The 17,248-nt window shown below is 34.9% G+C and carries 16 protein-coding genes; 4 read left to right on the forward strand and 12 right to left on the reverse strand.

Features of this window, described 5'->3' with window-relative positions:
* Window positions 1–242 precede the first annotated feature (242 nt).
* The 4 genes from HP569_RS12190 to HP569_RS12205 all read right to left on the reverse strand — a co-directional run bounded on the left by HP569_RS12190 (window position 243) and on the right by HP569_RS12205 (window position 4,958).
* A complete protein-coding gene (locus HP569_RS12190) occupies window positions 243–824 on the reverse strand; it encodes a DUF421 domain-containing protein (protein ID WP_182201453.1) in 582 nt (193 codons plus the stop codon).
* A gap of 102 nt (window positions 825–926) precedes the next feature.
* On the reverse strand, window positions 927–1,790 hold the full coding sequence (locus tag HP569_RS12195; protein ID WP_246367189.1) for a dimethylarginine dimethylaminohydrolase family protein: 864 nt from the start codon (window positions 1,788–1,790) through the stop codon (window positions 927–929).
* 57 nt (window positions 1,791–1,847) lie between these two features.
* Window positions 1,848–2,714: a ComEC/Rec2 family competence protein gene (locus HP569_RS12200; RefSeq protein WP_182201455.1), complete on the reverse strand. Its 867-nt coding sequence runs from the start codon at window positions 2,712–2,714 to the stop codon at window positions 1,848–1,850.
* A 129-nt stretch (window positions 2,715–2,843) separates the two neighbouring features.
* Window positions 2,844–4,958 carry an ATP-dependent Clp protease ATP-binding subunit gene (locus HP569_RS12205; RefSeq protein WP_182201456.1) on the reverse strand — a complete coding sequence of 705 codons (2,115 nt, stop codon included), beginning with the start codon at window positions 4,956–4,958 and terminating at the stop codon, window positions 2,844–2,846.
* Between the two features lie 288 nt (window positions 4,959–5,246).
* Here HP569_RS12205 and HP569_RS12210 point away from each other — a divergent pair, with 288 nt between their 5' ends.
* A complete protein-coding gene (locus tag HP569_RS12210; RefSeq protein WP_182201457.1) occupies window positions 5,247–5,654 on the forward strand; it encodes a hypothetical protein in 408 nt (135 codons plus the stop codon).
* A gap of 37 nt (window positions 5,655–5,691) precedes the next feature.
* Here the strand turns inward: HP569_RS12210 and mbcS are convergent, their stop codons facing one another.
* Window positions 5,692–7,269: an acyl-CoA synthetase MbcS gene (gene mbcS, locus HP569_RS12215; RefSeq protein ID WP_182201458.1), complete on the reverse strand. Its 1,578-nt coding sequence runs from the start codon at window positions 7,267–7,269 to the stop codon at window positions 5,692–5,694.
* Between the two features lie 215 nt (window positions 7,270–7,484).
* On the opposite strand from mbcS, the gene HP569_RS12220 reads away from it, so the two are divergent.
* Window positions 7,485–8,861 carry a tetratricopeptide repeat protein gene (locus HP569_RS12220; RefSeq protein WP_182201459.1) on the forward strand — a complete coding sequence of 459 codons (1,377 nt, stop codon included), beginning with the start codon at window positions 7,485–7,487 and terminating at the stop codon, window positions 8,859–8,861.
* Between the two features lie 774 nt (window positions 8,862–9,635).
* On the opposite strand, the gene pdaA is transcribed toward HP569_RS12220, so the two are convergent.
* The 3 genes from pdaA to HP569_RS12235 form a co-directional block, all read right to left on the reverse strand.
* Entirely contained in the window at window positions 9,636–10,415 is a 780-nt protein-coding gene (gene pdaA / locus HP569_RS12225) for a delta-lactam-biosynthetic de-N-acetylase (protein ID WP_182201460.1), read from the reverse strand.
* A 90-nt stretch (window positions 10,416–10,505) separates the two neighbouring features.
* Complete coding sequence (locus tag HP569_RS12230; protein WP_182201461.1) at window positions 10,506–11,798, reverse strand: Na+/H+ antiporter family protein; 1,293 nt, start codon at window positions 11,796–11,798, stop codon at window positions 10,506–10,508.
* A 102-nt stretch (window positions 11,799–11,900) separates the two neighbouring features.
* Window positions 11,901–12,056: an SE1561 family protein gene (locus tag HP569_RS12235; RefSeq protein ID WP_182201462.1), complete on the reverse strand. Its 156-nt coding sequence runs from the start codon at window positions 12,054–12,056 to the stop codon at window positions 11,901–11,903.
* Window positions 12,057–12,188: 132 nt separating this feature from the next.
* Here HP569_RS12235 and HP569_RS12240 point away from each other — a divergent pair, with 132 nt between their 5' ends.
* Window positions 12,189–13,052, forward strand: coding sequence for a mechanosensitive ion channel family protein (locus HP569_RS12240; RefSeq protein WP_182201463.1), 864 nt, complete (start codon window positions 12,189–12,191; stop codon window positions 13,050–13,052).
* Between the two features lie 20 nt (window positions 13,053–13,072).
* On the opposite strand, the gene HP569_RS12245 is transcribed toward HP569_RS12240, so the two are convergent.
* The 3 genes from HP569_RS12245 to HP569_RS12255 form a co-directional block, all read right to left on the reverse strand.
* Window positions 13,073–13,804, reverse strand: a complete 732-nt coding sequence (locus HP569_RS12245; protein WP_246367191.1) for a YfkD family protein — start codon at window positions 13,802–13,804, stop codon at window positions 13,073–13,075.
* Between the two features lie 128 nt (window positions 13,805–13,932).
* Complete coding sequence (locus HP569_RS12250) at window positions 13,933–14,556, reverse strand: YczE/YyaS/YitT family protein (RefSeq protein ID WP_343051125.1); 624 nt, start codon at window positions 14,554–14,556, stop codon at window positions 13,933–13,935.
* Window positions 14,557–14,655: 99 nt separating this feature from the next.
* Window positions 14,656–15,048: an OsmC family protein gene (locus tag HP569_RS12255; RefSeq protein ID WP_182201466.1), complete on the reverse strand. Its 393-nt coding sequence runs from the start codon at window positions 15,046–15,048 to the stop codon at window positions 14,656–14,658.
* Between the two features lie 149 nt (window positions 15,049–15,197).
* On the opposite strand from HP569_RS12255, the gene HP569_RS12260 reads away from it, so the two are divergent.
* On the forward strand, window positions 15,198–16,370 hold the full coding sequence (locus HP569_RS12260; RefSeq protein WP_182201467.1) for an MFS transporter: 1,173 nt from the start codon (window positions 15,198–15,200) through the stop codon (window positions 16,368–16,370).
* A gap of 60 nt (window positions 16,371–16,430) precedes the next feature.
* On the opposite strand, the gene HP569_RS12265 is transcribed toward HP569_RS12260, so the two are convergent.
* Entirely contained in the window at window positions 16,431–17,090 is a 660-nt protein-coding gene (locus HP569_RS12265; protein ID WP_246367201.1) for an amino acid ABC transporter permease, read from the reverse strand.
* Window positions 17,091–17,248: the final 158 nt, after the last annotated feature.

A 17,248-nucleotide genomic window follows, 5' to 3' on the forward strand; every position in this document is an offset into this window, starting at 1 on the left:
TCCTTGTCCTGCAGGAATAGCGCGAGCTGAAGATCCACTCCGTAATCTTAAATGGAAGTTAGACTAAACCCGTCACGTCCTGTGACAACGTCTAACTGACCCACGTCATGTGGCCCCGAAGCCGTGCCTGCGGAAAGCGAGTATATTTCCACAGCGGCGTTTATTCTGTTGCAAGGAAATTATTCGTTCGGATTTTTAAAAGAGAAATAGTGTTATGTCCCAGCCTCCTTTTTATAAAAAAATTAATCTAATTCTTTATTGTGTGGTTTAATATGCTGTTTCCCTGTCACTTCATAAAACAAACTACCTGATTTATTAGTAAGTGACGGAGGATCTACAAAGGTCATCCCCATTAATTTTTTAAATTCTCCCACTGTTAAAGGCTTTGCTTCAGGCATTAACTCATATCCTATTCTCCCATTTGATTCAATTGTTGCATTTTTCACATCCGAGATATTGGATATCCCTTGTTGACGCAATTGCATTTCCAGTTTGTCGACAGTTATTCGCAACTTTTTCAAATTGATTTTATTTAATTGTCCCTGTTCTATTACAGGTATGGATTTACCAGTAAAAAACTTTTCAATCGAATTAAATTTAACTTGGAGATATTCTATTAAGACAAGAGTTGTTACAAAAATTATAATTGTAATAATTGTCTTCATTACACTATCTTCAATAATTGGTTGAACAATAATTGATCCAATTGAAATCATAACAATTGTTGTTGTAACCGTCATTTGTGCAATAGATTTTCTACCGGCTAAACGTAAGATTAAAAATCCAGAAAGAACCATTATTATTGCTTTCCATACAAAGTCCATATGTTGTTCTCCTTGAAAGTTTGATTGTTTTTACTATTTTCATTTTAAATTTATCTATTCAAGGAAAATTATTCTTTTACCTAAAGTCCTTTTACTCCAAAGCTAATCTACTCTCTTAATAGGTAAGGAGCAGCATCGAAAGGATCCGCCTGATTTGATGATCTCACTAAATGGCACCTCAATCACTGTAAATCCATGTGAGCGAAGAGCTTGGTTAACCTTTTTATTTTTCTGTAAGCTAATAACCGTATGATTCCCAATTGGCAATACATTTGTCCCTAACGTAAATTGCTCATCTTCAGTCACCTTGATAAGAACTTCATATTTTTGTTCAATTTTTTTCAAATCATCTTCTTGAAATGCATCAGGATAAATAAGTGCGGTATTGTGTGCAATAACATTAAATGCACAATCTAGGTGTAATATGTGTTTGGGTAACGATAAAGGAATAATCTGATGGTGTGGTAATTGTGATTGTAACATGTGAATGGCTTCCATTGTTGTTCTTTCGCTCACTCCAACCCAAATGAGGTTTCCATCAATAATTACATCTCCACCTTCTATAGATGCAGTTTCAATAGATTGGAATGGGATTAGTTGTTGTGCTAAATATTGCTCTAATTCACTAACTTCCGGAACTCTAATTGGACGTTGCATACTTGAAGTATAAAGAGTGTTTCCAATGCAAAACCCAATATCACGCGTAAACACTTGTTCATGTAGATCAGGATTAGGTTTTAGTTCCATCACTTTTATTTGTTGATCCTTCAACGTTTTAACAAACTGCTCATGCTGTTTCATAGCAATTTGCACATCAATATTTTCAGACTTATAATGCTTTTGCGTTTCATTAATGATCTTTCCTATTTTCATGTAAGCAGGTGAACAAACAATTACCTTTTCCAACCTACCATACTCAGTCGCACAACCTACCTCATCTACTATTACTTTTTGATTCGCTTCCAAAAACATGACCTCCCTTTTGCCTCTCTATCTTTTCATTTCTTTTTATTATAACAAAAATTAGTGAATAGGTTTGATAATTAGATTCTCAACACCAGAATTGCTAATGGTGTACTCCTCTCCATTAGTCGTTATGACGATATCACCAGCTTTCGCAGTAGAGTATATCGTTGCACCAACTGCTAATAAATTGTCGACAGTTTCTTCGACTGGATGGCCATAGGTATTGTCTTTTCCATAAGACAATACAGCAATTTCTGGATCAACCGCTTGTAAAAAGGCAAATGAACTTGATGTGTCTGAACCATGATGAGCTACCTTAATAATCTCTGCATCTACATCTGTTCGTTGCATTATTTTTAATTCTTGTTTCTTTTCTACGTCGCTCATAAAGAGAAAATCAATTTTATTGATTGTCAATTGTAAGGCTAAAGAGGATTGATTGTTTGTTTTCAAGATCGAATTTGCATTCAGTACAATGAGTGAGCTGTTGTCTGCTAATGCCTTTACAGTGTTCAATTTCACAATATGAATTGGTATGTTTTTATCCTTGATACTTCGAAAATAACGCTGATAAGTCCTTGTATAATAAAACTTTCCACTATCCCAAATTTCTTTAATAGGAAATTGTTTAATAATCGGAAGCAGTCCACCTATATGATCGATATCGGGGTGCGTTGCAATTAATAAATCCAATTCATGTACATTGTATTTTTTTAAATAGTTGCGTACTTTTTTACTTGCTGCAGGTGGTCCACCATCGATCAAAATATTTTTTTGTTCAGGCGTTTGAATAAAGATGCTATCTCCTTGTCCGACATTAATAAAGTGTACTTTCATTACGTTTTCGTTGGCGTATAATATATCTTGATTTAGCTGAAAAGATAGAGCAATACTAAAAAGAATAATGAATGGAATTTTCTTCATAAATCTTGTTTACCCTCCTATCATAAGAAGACAAATGATCATTCATAGGATAAGTAAATTTCAAGTTTTTATGAATTGGCTAACAAAAAAGGATGCCACTACAATAGTGACACCTTTAAAATAAATTTCTTATGCTTTTTTCACTTTGATTTCGTCATCAACTAACTCAACTTGAATATCAAGCACTTGTTCTTCTTCTAATAGTAAGTCCGTTATACCGTCTTCTACTGTGTCCTGAATCACTCGACGTAATGGACGTGCACCAAACCTCGGATCATACCCTTTATTTGCAAGGTATTGTTTTGCTTCATCTGAAACAGTAATTGTATACCCTTGTTCTTGTACGTTTTCTTCTAATTCACCTAGCATAATATCCACAATCTGAATAAGGTCTTGTTCTTGTAATTCGTTAAATGGAATGATCGCATCAAAACGGTTCAAGAACTCTGGTTTAAAGTAATCATTTAAAGACTCTAATGTAGATACAGCTTCATTTTTATCATTATTGAAACCAACAGTAATGTTCTTTACACCACTACCAGCATTACTTGTCATAATAATTACTGTATCCTTGAAGCTTACTTTTCTACCATGACTATCTGTTAAATGACCATCATCCATAATTTGAAGGAACATATGCTGTACATCAGGATGTGCCTTCTCAATTTCATCTAATAAAATCAAGCTATACGGATTTCGGCGGACTCTTTCTGTTAATTGACCCGCTTCTTCATGTCCAACATATCCTGGTGGTGAACCAATTATTTTTGATACAGCATGTTTTTCCATATATTCACTCATATCTAGACGAATCAGTGCATCTCTCATTCCAAATAACTCTTCTGCTAATGCTTTTGTTAGTTCTGTTTTACCTACACCTGTTGGTCCTATGAACAGGAATGAACCGATTGGGCGATACTTCGATTTTAATCCTGCACGACTTCTACGAACAGCTTTTGCTACTTTTTCTACTGCAATATCCTGTCCAATTACTTTCTTACCTAAGTTTGTAGCCAGGTGCTGCATTTTTGATTGCTCATCAGCTTGAATTTTTCGTACGGGAATACCTGTTTTTTCTTCGATAATTAGTTGAATATCTTCAACCGTTACAGATACTTCTGCTTGTTCATCTGACTCATTCAACTTCTTCTCTAACATAAGCTCTTGATGTCTTAAGTTTGCGGCACGTTCATAATCCTCTTTCTCTGCAGCTTCTTGTTTTTCTTTTGCAATGCTATCTAATTGATTCTGAATTGCTTCCTTATCTGATCCTGCATACGCAAGATTTAGACGAGCACCTGCTTCATCAATCAAATCAATTGCTTTATCTGGTAAAAAGCGATCTTGCAAGTAACGTTTTGATAACGTAACTGCCCCTTCCATCGCTTCTTCTGTATAAGTTACATGATGATATGCTTCATAACGCTCTTGTAATCCTTGTAAAATTTGAACCGCTTCTTCCAAGCTCGGTTCTTTCACCATAATAGGTTGAAAACGACGTTCTAATGCTGCATCTTTTTCAATTTGGCGGTATTCTTTTAATGTCGTTGCACCAATCAATTGTAGCTCACCTCGTGCTAACGCAGGTTTTAATATATTACCTGCATCCATTTGTGAGCCTTCTGCTGTACCAGCGCCAACCAATAAATGAATTTCATCTACAAATAAAATGACATTTTTACGCGTTTGTAATTCAGAAACTAATTGCTTCATGCGTTCTTCAAATTGTCCTCGAACACCAGTATTCGCAACGAGTGAAGCAACATCTAATAAATAGATTTCTTTATCTAAAAGCTTTGAGGGTACATTCCCTTCTGCAATTTTGAGTGCAAGTCCCTCTGCAATTGCAGTTTTACCTACACCAGGTTCTCCAATTAATACTGGATTATTTTTATTTCTTCTATTTAATGTTTCCATCACACGTTTTACTTCTTTATCCCGACCAATGACAGGGTCAATAATTCCTGCTTTTGCCGCATGTGATAGATTACTCCCTAGCTCATCTAATAATCCGGATTGATCTGTTCCGCTTTGTTTTGCCCCATTTGAATTAGAGCCAGCAAAAAAGTCTTGAAAATCTTGCTGTCCTTGGCCTTGGCCTCCGAATATTCCTGACGGATGCGCGGCCTTTTGTTGTATCTCTTTAAAACATGTTTCACAGACATGCATTTGTTGTGTTTGATTATTAAATCGAAGGGCTACATTAATATTAGCTGGACGAATGCCACATTGTTGACATTTCATTGATAAACTCCTCCTCAACTTAATTTAAGTTAAATTTGATCAAGATCTTATTTGACTATCTTTGACCTTTAACCTCATTATAGTCTGACCTATTTTGACTTTCAAGTGTTTTGCATATATATTTACCGTTTTATTTTCATTTTAAACATTTAATCACCTTATTTTTAAAATGACTAATTAGTTTAAAATTAAATAATTTACTGTTTTATTGCATAGATTGTATTAATTTATATATTTCCGGGAATACTTAATCTATAAATCTATTAAGCTCGTAAAAAGGAGGAAATCATGATTTTCTTAGCATATAGTCTATACATCGCCAGCTTTGTTATTGCTTTTCTAGTTAGTTATTATTATATTCACTATACGAGAGAGCATTCGACCATACACCTACATGCAAATGTGATTACTGCAAGTGTGATGCAATTATCTATCCATTCGCTTTTTATCTTTGTATGGTTCTTATACACATTTCCAACTAAGTTAACCCATTCTTACATTGGGCTTCAACTTGGAGTCTGGCTCATACTCATTAGTCAACTCATTCTCATTAGCTTCGTGTTGTATAAGTTTAAAAAAGAGGAAACGATTACTTTTGCAAAACAAATATGGAATACTAGTAAAGAAAAATTAGCTAAAACTTCACAAAGCATCCGTACCCTTTCTAAAATTCAAATAAAAAAAAGCAGAAACTAATCAGCTAGTTTTTGCTTTTTTTCATGAATATGATTTATTATACAAGTTGCTTTTCAAGTTGGCGTAATTCTACTCGACGAATTTTACCAGAAGTGGTTTTAGGCAATTCGTCAATGAACGCTATTTTTCTTGGATATTTATATGGTGCAGTCATTTGCTTCACATGGTCTTGCAATGTCTTTACTAATGCTGGATCATGTTCGTTGATGTTATCTTGTAAAACAATGTAGGCTTTGACTACATTTCCTCTAATCTCATCTGGGCTTGCAACAACAGCACATTCTTTTACAGAAGGGTGTTTAACCAACGCATCTTCCACCTCAAAAGGCCCAATCGTATAACCGGAACTTACAATGATATCATCACTTCTTCCTTCAAACCAGAAGTACCCCTCTTCATCTAACATCGCTTGGTCACCTGTAACAAAGTAGGCACCACGTCTTGCCTTCATTGTACGTTCTTCGTCTTTATAATAACCTTTAAATAGAGCCGGTGTATCCAATGGTATGGCAATATCTCCAACCGTACCAACGGGAACTGGATTTGCATCTTCATCAATCAAGATAACTTCATTTCCAGGTGTAGGCTTCCCCATTGAACCAGGCTTTACTTTCATTCCTTTTAGAAAACCTAAGAGTAACGTACTTTCCGTTTGTCCATATCCATCACGAACAGTTACGTTAAATTGACGTTCAAAAGTATCGATTACTTCTCGATTCAATGGTTCTCCTGCAGACACTGCACTATGCAAGGACGGAAGCTGGTAGTCGGCTAAATTATCTACTTTCGCCATCAAGCGATACTCTGTTGGTGTACAGCATAATACATTAATTTGTTTTTCTTGAAGTAGCTGCAAATATTTTTTTGGATTGAACTTACCATTATAAACGAATCCAGTTGCACCCGAACCCAAAATAGATAACAGTGGACTCCAAACCCACTTCTGCCAACCAGGAGCAGCAGTCGCCCAAACAGTATCACCTTGTTCAATCGCTAACCAATTTTGTGAGGCTGTCTTTAAATGAGCAAACCCCCAAGCATGTGTATGCATAACACCTTTTGGATTTCCCGTCGTACCAGATGTATAGGCTAAGAAAGCAAGATCATCACGTGATGTATCTGCCATCAATAATTCACCTGAGGCTTCTTCTTTCCATTCATCAATTGAAATCCAGTTATTCACTTTTTCTCCTACTGTAAATTTCTCCAACATATCAATTTGCTCGATATCTTGAAATTGCTTTACAAACGGATCATAACTAACAATCGCCTTAACCTCACCATGGGTAATCCTATATTGTAAATCCTTTGTACGCAACATCTCGGAACTAGGAATAATTACGATACCAGTCTTCAATGCTGCAAGATAAACCTCATAAGTTTCAATTAAACGAGGCATCATCACTAAAATTTTATCGCCTTTTTGTAACCCTCGCTCTAAAAATATATTGCCAATTTTATTTGCGTTATATAGTAATTGCTGATAAGTAACATGCTTTTCATTACCGTCATCGTCCTGCCAAATAATCGCAGTACGATTTGGTTCTTGTGCAAATTTCTCCATTTCCATTGTGATATTATATTGTTCTGGAGCAATCAACTCTTGTTTTTTCATTATTCACCCTTCTTTATTTGCATGATAAAAAAACCATACATTTAGTAGTAGGTACTAATTGTATGTCATTATATCAGATTTTAATTCTAAATATCAATATAAAATAGAAGATATTGAACATTACATAATATTAACAATAAATTAAAATTAACTATTAATTCCTTATTTTTAAAACAGTATGTTATGATTGAGATATATAAAAGGAGGTTTTCTTCATGCAATGCACCCTTACAATCAATAAAAAGTCCAAACAAGTTGACGTTTTGAAAATGTATATGTACAAGCAAAGTAAAGTGATTGAAACAATAGACAAGAATAACCGTTATTTTTATCTTGTTTTTTATCATAATCAGTATATAAATGGTGCAAAGGCAACGAAAATAAAACTCGGTTCACACATACACCGAGCATTAACGCATGGTATTACAACAGAAAGCAATCATCCTTTTGTAAAGGAAGTATTAAATAGAGATACATATCCATGTATAAAATTCAACCAGCTCTATACAAAGTTGCAACAACATTACCCTCCTAAGGAAACTGCCTTAATTCTGTCGTTTTTTGATTCTTTCACATCCCCAGACGCGATACAAAAATTACTTAAAAAAACATTTTATTCTTATAGAAGAAATGGAAAGCTACGTAAGGCTTTTCAAGTGTTGAATATTTTAAATCAAATGGATCCAGCCGACACATTTGCTTTAGATATGATCGGGAAAATGGAATTTCAAAATGAAAGAACAATTTATCAATCACTTGATTCATTGGAGCAACGCGATCCAATCCACTTTGAATCGGTTTGTTTCAATCAACTCGAAAATCCTGAAATCCTCACTAAATTAATTGGCTTCTATGACAATAACAATCGTGCCTTAGACGCAGCTATTCTACGCACCTTTATATTAAAGAAACAATTTAATCAATCAGCATGGGATGGGCTACTAGCTTACCTTGCGAAACACGATACAGAGACACAAATATACAGTTTTTTAGAGTTAAACCAAACATCCCCTCACCCTACAATTAAAAAAGAACTTGTTTCAAAATTACTAGGCTCCTCCTATCATAATGAAGCAGTTGCTTTTTTTATCGAGCATGAGTATATACCAACAACAAATGAGACAACACAACTGATTGACCATCTAAATAAAGTTGATTCTCAAAAGCTTATACATTATTTCCACCAATCGAAGAAGAAAATAAAACAATTACATCACTTAATCCCTAAAAAGCAAATTGAACAAATTATTGTACCGTTTGTAAAAGCCTTTTTATCTACCTATTCCTTGGGTGAAGTTCAAGAATGGATAGTGAAAACTAAAATAGAAGATGAACAGTATTTAATCGAAAAAAACTTGAATAATATAGCATTACTTGAAAATGATCCCGATCAACAATATAAGCTTGGTGAATTATATCTTTCCCTAGGTCAGTTAGATAAAGCAATAGAATGTTTTAAATGGGAAATTGAGCTTGATCCAAATAACTTAAAATCAATGAAAGCCGTTATAGACTTGCTCAAACAAAGCGGTGACTTTTCAGAAGCTAAAAATTATGAGGATTTATTAATACAGACTCAAAAATATGGTTAAATCACTAATTTAATTGGGTGAAGCTAGGCTGCAAGATTATCGATTCTTTTTGAAAAATAGTGGAGTGATTTCGCTCCACTGTTTTTCATTAAAATTTGTAGTATGAATAGTATTTAACAGTCATATGCACTCGTTTTGGTGATACGAATGACTGAATGATCATTTTTCCGGTCACTAGCGACTTGTTTGGCACCGCTTTTGTTCGAATTAATATCTTTTTCGGTCACTAGCTACCTGTTTTGTACCACTTTTGTTTGAATCAGCTCCTGTTTCGGTCACTAGACACTCGATTCGTACCTCTTTTGTTCAAATCAGCATCGGTTTCGGTCATTAGACACTCGATTCGTACCTCTTTTGTTCAAATCAGCATCTGTTTCGGTCATTAGACACTCGATTCGTACCTCTTTTGTTCAAATCAGCATCGGTTTCGGTCATTAGACACTCGATTCGTACCTCTTTTGTTCAAATCAGCATCGGTTTCGGTCACTAGACACTCGATTCGTACCTCTTTTGTTCAAATCAGCATCGGTTTCGGTCATTAGACACTCGATTCGTACCTCTTTTGTTCAAATCAGCATCTGTTTCGGTCATTAGACACTCGATTCGTACCTCTTTTGTTCGAATCAGCATCGGTTTCAGTCATTAGACACCCGTTTCGTACCTCTTTTGTTCGAATTAATACTTTTCACTTATTCCATCTTTATTAGATCCTAGGTAACCTATAAAAAAAGAAACGCTCGCATAATAGAACGAGCATTCCTTTTCTAATTCCAATTAAAGACCAAAAATCGGCTTAGGTAATTTATCTTTCATCACTAAGTCATCTAGAGATCGAAACGTATAGCCTTGTTTTCTTAGATCATCAATAAAATATTCGACCGCATCTGCATTATCAGGAGAAACAGTATGCAATAAAATTACAGCTCCTGGATGGATTTGGTCCATAACTTGCTGATAGGAGCTTTTCCAGCCCTTTTGTTTGTCTGAATGCCAATCAACAAAAGCAAGTGACCAGAACATATGTGTATAGCCAAGCTCATTAGCCCACTGAATTGTTCTTGCATTAAATGTTCCTTTTGGTGGGCGAACATATTGTAAGCTCTCTACATCTGTAATTGAAGCAACTGCCCGATCTAACAAAGCTAGTTCTTCTTTCATTTTTTCTTTAGAAATAGATGTAAAATCAGCATGATGGTTCGAATGATTGCCTAGCAGGTGACCATCCTTAACCATGCGCTTAATTAATTCTGGTGCGCTTCTAACATAGTGCCCTGTAACAAAGAAGGTTGCAGGAACTTTTTTATCTTTCAATACATCAAGGATATGTTCTGTATAGCCTGCTTCATAGCCATTATCAAAGGTTAAATAAACGACCTTATCACCTGACTGATCCATATAATAGCCGCCATTCTCTTCTAAAATCTTACCGTACTTCCCTACTTCTGGTGGGATATGATTCGTTCCTTTTTTATATCCCCACCCATAGCTTTCTGCATTTACTAAAGCAGGGTTTAACCCTCCTACAAAAATAAAGACTAAACTTATTCGTATCATCCAATTTTTCAGCACAAAAATCACCCGTTTTTTCTTTTATTGTGCCAAGTAATGAATATTTTATTCTTGCAGGATTATGATACTATTTTTTCAAAAAATTAAAGCTGCTATCCAGCCTAAAATAAATAATGGTATATTAAAATGTAAAAAGGTTGGAACGCACGTATCCCAGATATGGTGGTGTTGTCCATCCGCATTCAACCCTGACGTTGGTCCCATTGTACTGTCACTTGCAGGGGAACCAGCATCTCCTAATGCACCCGCTGTCCCAATTAATGCAGCTATTGCTAATGGCGAAAAACCCGCAGCTATACCAATCGGGACATATAGTGCAGCAATAATTGGAATCGTTCCAAACGACGAGCCAATTCCTATCGTGATAACTAAACCAACAGCAAGTAAAATAAATGCAATCAATGCTTTATTACTATCTAAAAAGCCAGAGGTCGATTCAATCAAAGCAGTTACTGCACCAGTTTCTTCTAAAATATGGCCAAATCCAGAAGCAGTTAACATAACAAAAGCAATCGTCCCCATCATGGTGATTCCTTCTGTAATAATTTTATCGCCCTGTTTAAAAGGAACAACAAAAAACACAAACATAAGAACAAGACCTGTAAGTGCACCTATAATTAAACTGTCTGTGATTAGTTGCAAAACTAATGCACCAATAATAGCAACTACTGTTAATAAATGATCACGATTAAAAGTAACAACTTCTTCTTCCTGCTTTTGATCCTCTTTTTCATATTTTTGTACAGGTTTACGATACGTGATAAAAACAGCAATGAATAGACCGATAATCATTCCGGCCCCTGGAAGTAACAACGATAAATTAATTTGTTCCATAGATATCGTTATCCCATTCGCTTCCATCGCTTCAAAAATGGTTTCATGAAATAACAAGCCGTATCCAGCAGGTATCATAATATAAGGTGCTTTTAAACCAAATGTTAAAGCAGTGGCAATCGCACGTCTATCCAATTGCATTTGATCAAATAATTTTAGTAACGGCGGAATCAAAATAGGTATAAAGGCAATATGAATTGGAATAACATTTTGTGATAGCGAGGCAATTGCAGCAATAGTTAACACAACCATCGATCGTTTTCCAATGAGCACGCGTTTTAAATAATTCACTAAAACATTAGTAATCCCTGTGTAGCTGATTGCTACAGCAAATGCGCCTAATAAAATATAGCTTAAAGCAGTTTTTGATTGACCGCCCATACCTTTAACAAGTAAATCTACACTTTCTACTACACCTAGTCCTGACATCAATCCAGCAACTATTCCAGCAGTTAAAATTGCAATAATGACATGTATTCTTGCTAAGCTTAATAGAATCATAACTAATACAGATACGATCACTACCCAACTCATAATAAATCCCCCAAACATTTTATCAATCTAATACTTTACTATGATAAAGTATGGAAACCAAAAAAACAATCCCTAATTAGCTAGAAATTGTCTTCTTTATAATTATTTTTCTTGTAAAGCTTGCTCCATCTTCTCAATTAACTCAAGTAATTGATCCACATCTTCTACTGAGGTGTCATTAGGATCAAGTTGGTCTAATTGATCTAAGAAAGTTTGTAATTGTGCTTTCAATTGACTGATTTTTTCTTCTTGTACCATCATATACTCCTTTATGTCCAGTTTACTTGTAACATTATACCGTGTTATTGTTCAAATGAAAATGCTGGATCGAGAATTCAGTATTCATTTATGCTATAATAAACCAGATCCGTGTTAGGTGGAGGGAAAACAATGAGCATAAAAGAAATATTATTATTCATTAAGAGTATTTTAGAATCAAATATAGCCCAAATAATTATTGGTGGGGTTATCACCTTTGCTGTAGTAATTATTTTACGCCGAATCATCCGATCTTTTTTTAAACGAACTAGATTTGTCGATGATAAAAAAGAAAAAACAATTGAATCTATGTTAAATTCCATAATTAAGTATGTTGCAACAATTGGGTTTGTTTTCTATATTTTATCTGTTTTTGGTATTAGAGTAGAAAGCCTATTAGCAGGTGCTGGAGTACTTGGTATTGTCATTGGTATCGGCGCACAAAGTTTAGTGCAAGATCTATTTGCTGGAATTTTTCTATTATATGAAAAACAATTGCAGCAAGGGGATTGGATTAAAGTTAACCAAACCTTTGAAGGACTAGTTGAAGAAATTGGCTTTCGTGTGATAAAAGTAAGACAGTGGTCTGGCACATTAGTAACGATAAGCAGTGGACAGATTCAGACGATTGAAAATTATAATATGAACAAAATGCGCGTCATTGAGAGTGTTACTGTAAGTTTCTATGAAGACCCTAAGAAATTATTTGCAATACTAGAGCAAACTTGTGAGCGATTAAATGAGGAGTTAGGATCTTACTTAAAGAAAGATTTCACTGGTAATCCAATCGAACCATTTACTCTCTATGGCATGGGCTCATTAAACGATAATTACCGCGGGTATCAATATACGATAACTGGACTTTGCGAAGACTTAGTTTACTTTACTGCGGCAAAAGAAACACGCCGAATCATGGCTCAAACGATGTTTGAACATGGTATTCAGATGGCAGAGCAACATATTGATATGCGATCAGACATAAGAAATAAGGAGTAGTCATTACAATAGACTACTCCTTATTTTAATTCAAAAGAAAAGGATAGGTGATCTTGTATTGGAATCCATGCTCCTACACTTTGTTTTGTAACATTCTTTACAACAATTTTTTTCTTCGATCCCTTTAATTCGATATAAATATCTCCATAGGTAATTGAACCTTTTTCGCTTATAGCTGGAACGTATGCATTTAACTGACCATTTTTATTGTTCGGGACTGTATAGGTATTAGCTTTTTTTGTGTCTTTTCCAATAATGGTATGAAACGATAACGGTAAGGTAACATGTTGCTTCACTTTTAATAAAATTAACTTCTTTATTTGCTCTGGCTTATCTATTTTTGTTGTTAACGCACCTTTAATTTCTGCTTGTTCTAACTGATTATAGCTTAACGTTTTGTTTACATCATCGCCGGCATTTGTCAATTCATTTGTGTTAATTTTTTGATACTCCCAATTAATATTTGTTTTATCTGATTTGTAATTCAATGGCCAATGGCCCAGATAAATGCTTCCCCGATACCCAAAAGCGAATGGGGAGGTTTTAATGGACGATTCATTTAGCAGCTTTACTAGTTTTGCGTTTTCAATTGGAATGTCCGCGTCTTCCATTAGCTTTTCAACAAATGGACTTGGTTCGAGAATCACTTCATCTTCTGTTGAATTGGAGTACGTATTTTCATTTGCAATTGTTAACACATGTGACGGGAGTTCAACGTCCTTCTTTTTTGCTATAACTGGTATGGTAAACATAGAAAATATTACGCAACACACAATAAATAATTTTAATTTAGTATGTTTCATATTAATCTATCCCTTCCTACAATAACTTGATCGATTGTAGTGTTTACTTAGAATAGAAAAATATACGATCGGTTCAATTAAGCACTGAATGATTGGTCTAATTGGGTTGCAATTTTTTTTGCTGTTGGTTCAAATAATTGAATGGCTGGTCCTATTCCAAATAAAATAATAAATGTTCCTACTCCAATTGGACCGCCAACTAATAACGCTAGAATAAAAGCGAGTGCTTCTCCTATTGTTTTGGCAACACCCGTACTTAAATGAAACTTCATTTGCAACGAAACCATTAATCCATCGACAGGATTGAGCGGGAATTTCGGTTGTAAATATAACGAAACACCCAAACCTAATATGAAGATGCCAATAGTTAATGTCATTATTTTAAAGAATAATCCATTAATCTCCCATGAATCCATCACAATTAAGAGCCAGAAATCAATCAAAAATCCAATAAGAAAAACAGTTATAAGCGCAAAGAAATCCGGCCTTGCTTTAATAATCATTGCATTAATAAACATTAACAGTAAACCGATAATAATGACCCAATTCCCTACAGTAAGGCTTGTGATTTCAGATAATCCAACATTTAACGCATCCCAAGCACCTGCACCAAGGTCTGCTTTAATTGTCATTGACACCCCGAAGGATAAAATGATTAAACCAATGATAAAAAATAAAATTCTCGCTCGTATGTTTTTCAATAAGTAACCCTCCACTTTTCTTATACATGTCATAATGGTAATCAAGCTTTTTATACAAATAAAAGAGCACTTATTCTATTTGAATAAGGCTCTTTTATTTTATAGACTTAATTGAATTGTTTCAAGACTTTCTTCTATCTCAATACTATCTTCAACAGAGCGAATCATGGAACAATTTTTTCTTGCTAGTGCAAGATTTTTATAAAGCTTTTCGTCACTTAAGTTTTTTCCTTTTATCACATAATGCAGCTTGATTTTCTCAATACGATTTGCTTCGTCTGGATTTCTAGTTACATCCGCTCGAACAATGAAATCGTCAATGTTTACACGCTGCTTTTCTAAAATTTTCATAAACACAGAAGCACTACATCCCGCTATGGATCCAACCATCAATTGATACGGACGATAACCATAATCTTCATTACCTGAGATGTCTAAGATTCCATAAGGTAGGTCTACACGAACACCAGCTTCTTTAAATTGAAATTCCATCAATACCAACTCCTTCGACTAATCTATATATATGCTTCCCGTTACTATTAACTATAACACATTTCAAAAGAAAATTAGTTATCGATCTTTTCTATTTCACCAATTAGCGTATAATATGATTTTAGATTAGTGCAAGCGGGGGTTTTTACATGTTTTTAGATAGAAATCGTTTTTGGATCTTAATTAGCTTCGTAACAGTATCAGGATTTTCACAAGGGATGTTACTCCCTTTATTAGCAATTATTCTAGAACAAAATGGGGTTCCTTCTTCCGTAAATGGTTTACACGCCACAGGGCTTTACATTGGTGTATTAATTGCTTCTCCTTTTATGGAAAAGCCGCTACGAAAACTAGGATATAAACCCATTATACTAATTGGTGGACTTCTCGTTCTTGGTTCGTTATTTGTTTTTCCAATTTGGGAAGTACTTTGGTTCTGGTTCATTCTAAGACTGTTGGTAGGTATTGGTGACCATATGCTTCACTTTTCCACCCAAACCTGGATTACTTCCACCGCAGCTCCTGATAAAAGAGGTAGAACCATTGCTTTTTATGGTTTGTTTTTCAGTTTAGGGTTTTCGCTTGGTCCAATGATGACAAGACTACTTGCCATTAATGAAAGTCTTCCATTCATCGTATCTGCAATCTTTTGTCTAATTATTTGGTTACTCATGTTGTTTGTTCGTAATGAACACGTTAATACGAATGATGAGATGGAAGTAGTCGAAGTATCCTCTTCAATTGGAAGATTTATTAAAACAGGAAAAATAGCATGGGTAGCATTATTATCTCCGTTTGCTTATGGGCTATTAGAGTCCACCTTACATGGAATCTTTCCTGTGTATGGTTTGCGAATTGGACATGATGTCGAATTATTGGCACTCGTTATTCCTTTCTTTTCACTCGCTAGTTTAATTACGCAAATTCCACTTGGGATATGGAGTGATAAAATTGGCCGAAAGAAAATGTTACTGATCATTATCAGCTTAGGCATTAGTATTTTTGTCATCGGTGCGCAAGTTGAGCATTCGGTTATAGGTTTATTTTTCACTTTTGCTTTTGCTGGCATGTTTGTTGGCTCGTTATATTCTCTAGGTGTTTCCTACATGGCAGATTTATTGCCTAAATCATTACTTCCTGCAGGTAACATTATGTGTGGGATTGCCTTTAGTATTGGTAGTATTACTGGTCCATATTTAGGTGGACTGTTTATTGAGACTTTTCCTAATACTTCATTTTTCTATGTTATTGTCTTTTTATTATTGTTTGTACTTATTGCTATTGGATCAAAAAAAGAAACAGGAGATACTGTGTCAGTGTGAGCAGTATATCTCCTGTTTCTCTTTGTTTGCCTACTTTTAATCAGTTTTAGTTCGTATATCTTAGTCATTCAAATAACGACTAAATCTTTTTTCTAAATTTTCCTGAAATGCAGCGATAAGAATACACAAAGGCCAGTATATCAATGCAACAGTAATATACATCGTTAACGAGTCATATGACCGACCACTAACAATTTGTGCTTTCTGTAACATTTCTGGCACTGTTATAACCGCAGCTAATGAGGTTGCTTTCGTTAAGTCTAGAAAAACGTTTGTTATTGGTGGAATCGAAATCCTTGCTGCTTGAGGTAATATAACACCCGTTAATGTTTGCCAATACGAAATACCTAAAGCCGATGAAGCCTCCCACTGCCCATGATCAATGCTGTTTATTGACGCACGATTAATTTCAGCAATATATGCGGCACTATTCAAACCAAATCCTGCAACTGCAGCTTGGAAAGCCGTAAGCTCAATCCCGACCTCAGGTAACCCAAAATATAAAACAAATAAGAATACAAGAATAGGTGTACCTCTCATGAATGAAATATATATACGTGCCGGCCATCGTATCACTCGAGCACTAGCACTTCTACCTAGCGCTAAAAATAACCCGAGTATTAATCCTAACCCCATAGAAAGAAACGCGACAGCGATCGTCATCGGTAACCCGCTTAAAACAAAAGGTAAATTTTCAATCGCCAACTTCACATTAAACATATCTGCCCATCCCCCCAGCATATTTCTTTTATGTCTTTTTTATAATCTTCATTCTAACACATACGTTTTGTCTATATTGACTTTAATTATCATTGTCAACATCTATTAAATTGTCAAACTTTCTTTTAAAAATTTGCTTTTTATGACTTGCACTTTTC

The sequence above is a fragment of the Paraliobacillus salinarum genome (assembly GCF_014083865.1).
Classification (GTDB): domain Bacteria; phylum Bacillota; class Bacilli; order Bacillales; family Amphibacillaceae; genus Paraliobacillus; species Paraliobacillus salinarum.

Excerpts from the sequence above, each read along its gene's own strand:
- HP569_RS12200 (WP_182201455.1), bottom strand. The coding sequence starts at position 2,714 with ATGAAGAAAATTCCATTCATTATTCTTTTTAGTATTGCTCTATCTTTT.
- HP569_RS12265 (WP_246367201.1), bottom strand. The coding sequence starts at position 17,090 with ATGTTTAATGTGAAGTTGGCGATTGAAAATTTACCTTTTGTTTTAAGC.
- HP569_RS12210 (WP_182201457.1), top strand. The coding sequence starts at position 5,247 with ATGATTTTCTTAGCATATAGTCTATACATCGCCAGCTTTGTTATTGCT.
- HP569_RS12260 (WP_182201467.1), top strand. The coding sequence starts at position 15,198 with ATGTTTTTAGATAGAAATCGTTTTTGGATCTTAATTAGCTTCGTAACA.
- HP569_RS12190 (WP_182201453.1), bottom strand. The coding sequence starts at position 824 with ATGGACTTTGTATGGAAAGCAATAATAATGGTTCTTTCTGGATTTTTA.
- HP569_RS12240 (WP_182201463.1), top strand. The coding sequence starts at position 12,189 with ATGAGCATAAAAGAAATATTATTATTCATTAAGAGTATTTTAGAATCA.
- HP569_RS12205 (WP_182201456.1), bottom strand. The coding sequence starts at position 4,958 with ATGAAATGTCAACAATGTGGCATTCGTCCAGCTAATATTAATGTAGCC.
- HP569_RS12245 (WP_246367191.1), bottom strand. The coding sequence starts at position 13,804 with ATGTTTACCATACCAGTTATAGCAAAAAAGAAGGACGTTGAACTCCCG.
- mbcS (WP_182201458.1), bottom strand. The coding sequence starts at position 7,269 with ATGAAAAAACAAGAGTTGATTGCTCCAGAACAATATAATATCACAATG.
- HP569_RS12220 (WP_182201459.1), top strand. The coding sequence starts at position 7,485 with ATGCAATGCACCCTTACAATCAATAAAAAGTCCAAACAAGTTGACGTT.
- HP569_RS12255 (WP_182201466.1), bottom strand. The coding sequence starts at position 15,048 with ATGGAATTTCAATTTAAAGAAGCTGGTGTTCGTGTAGACCTACCTTAT.
- pdaA (WP_182201460.1), bottom strand. The coding sequence starts at position 10,415 with ATGATACGAATAAGTTTAGTCTTTATTTTTGTAGGAGGGTTAAACCCT.
- HP569_RS12230 (WP_182201461.1), bottom strand. The coding sequence starts at position 11,798 with ATGAGTTGGGTAGTGATCGTATCTGTATTAGTTATGATTCTATTAAGC.
- HP569_RS12235 (WP_182201462.1), bottom strand. The coding sequence starts at position 12,056 with ATGGTACAAGAAGAAAAAATCAGTCAATTGAAAGCACAATTACAAACT.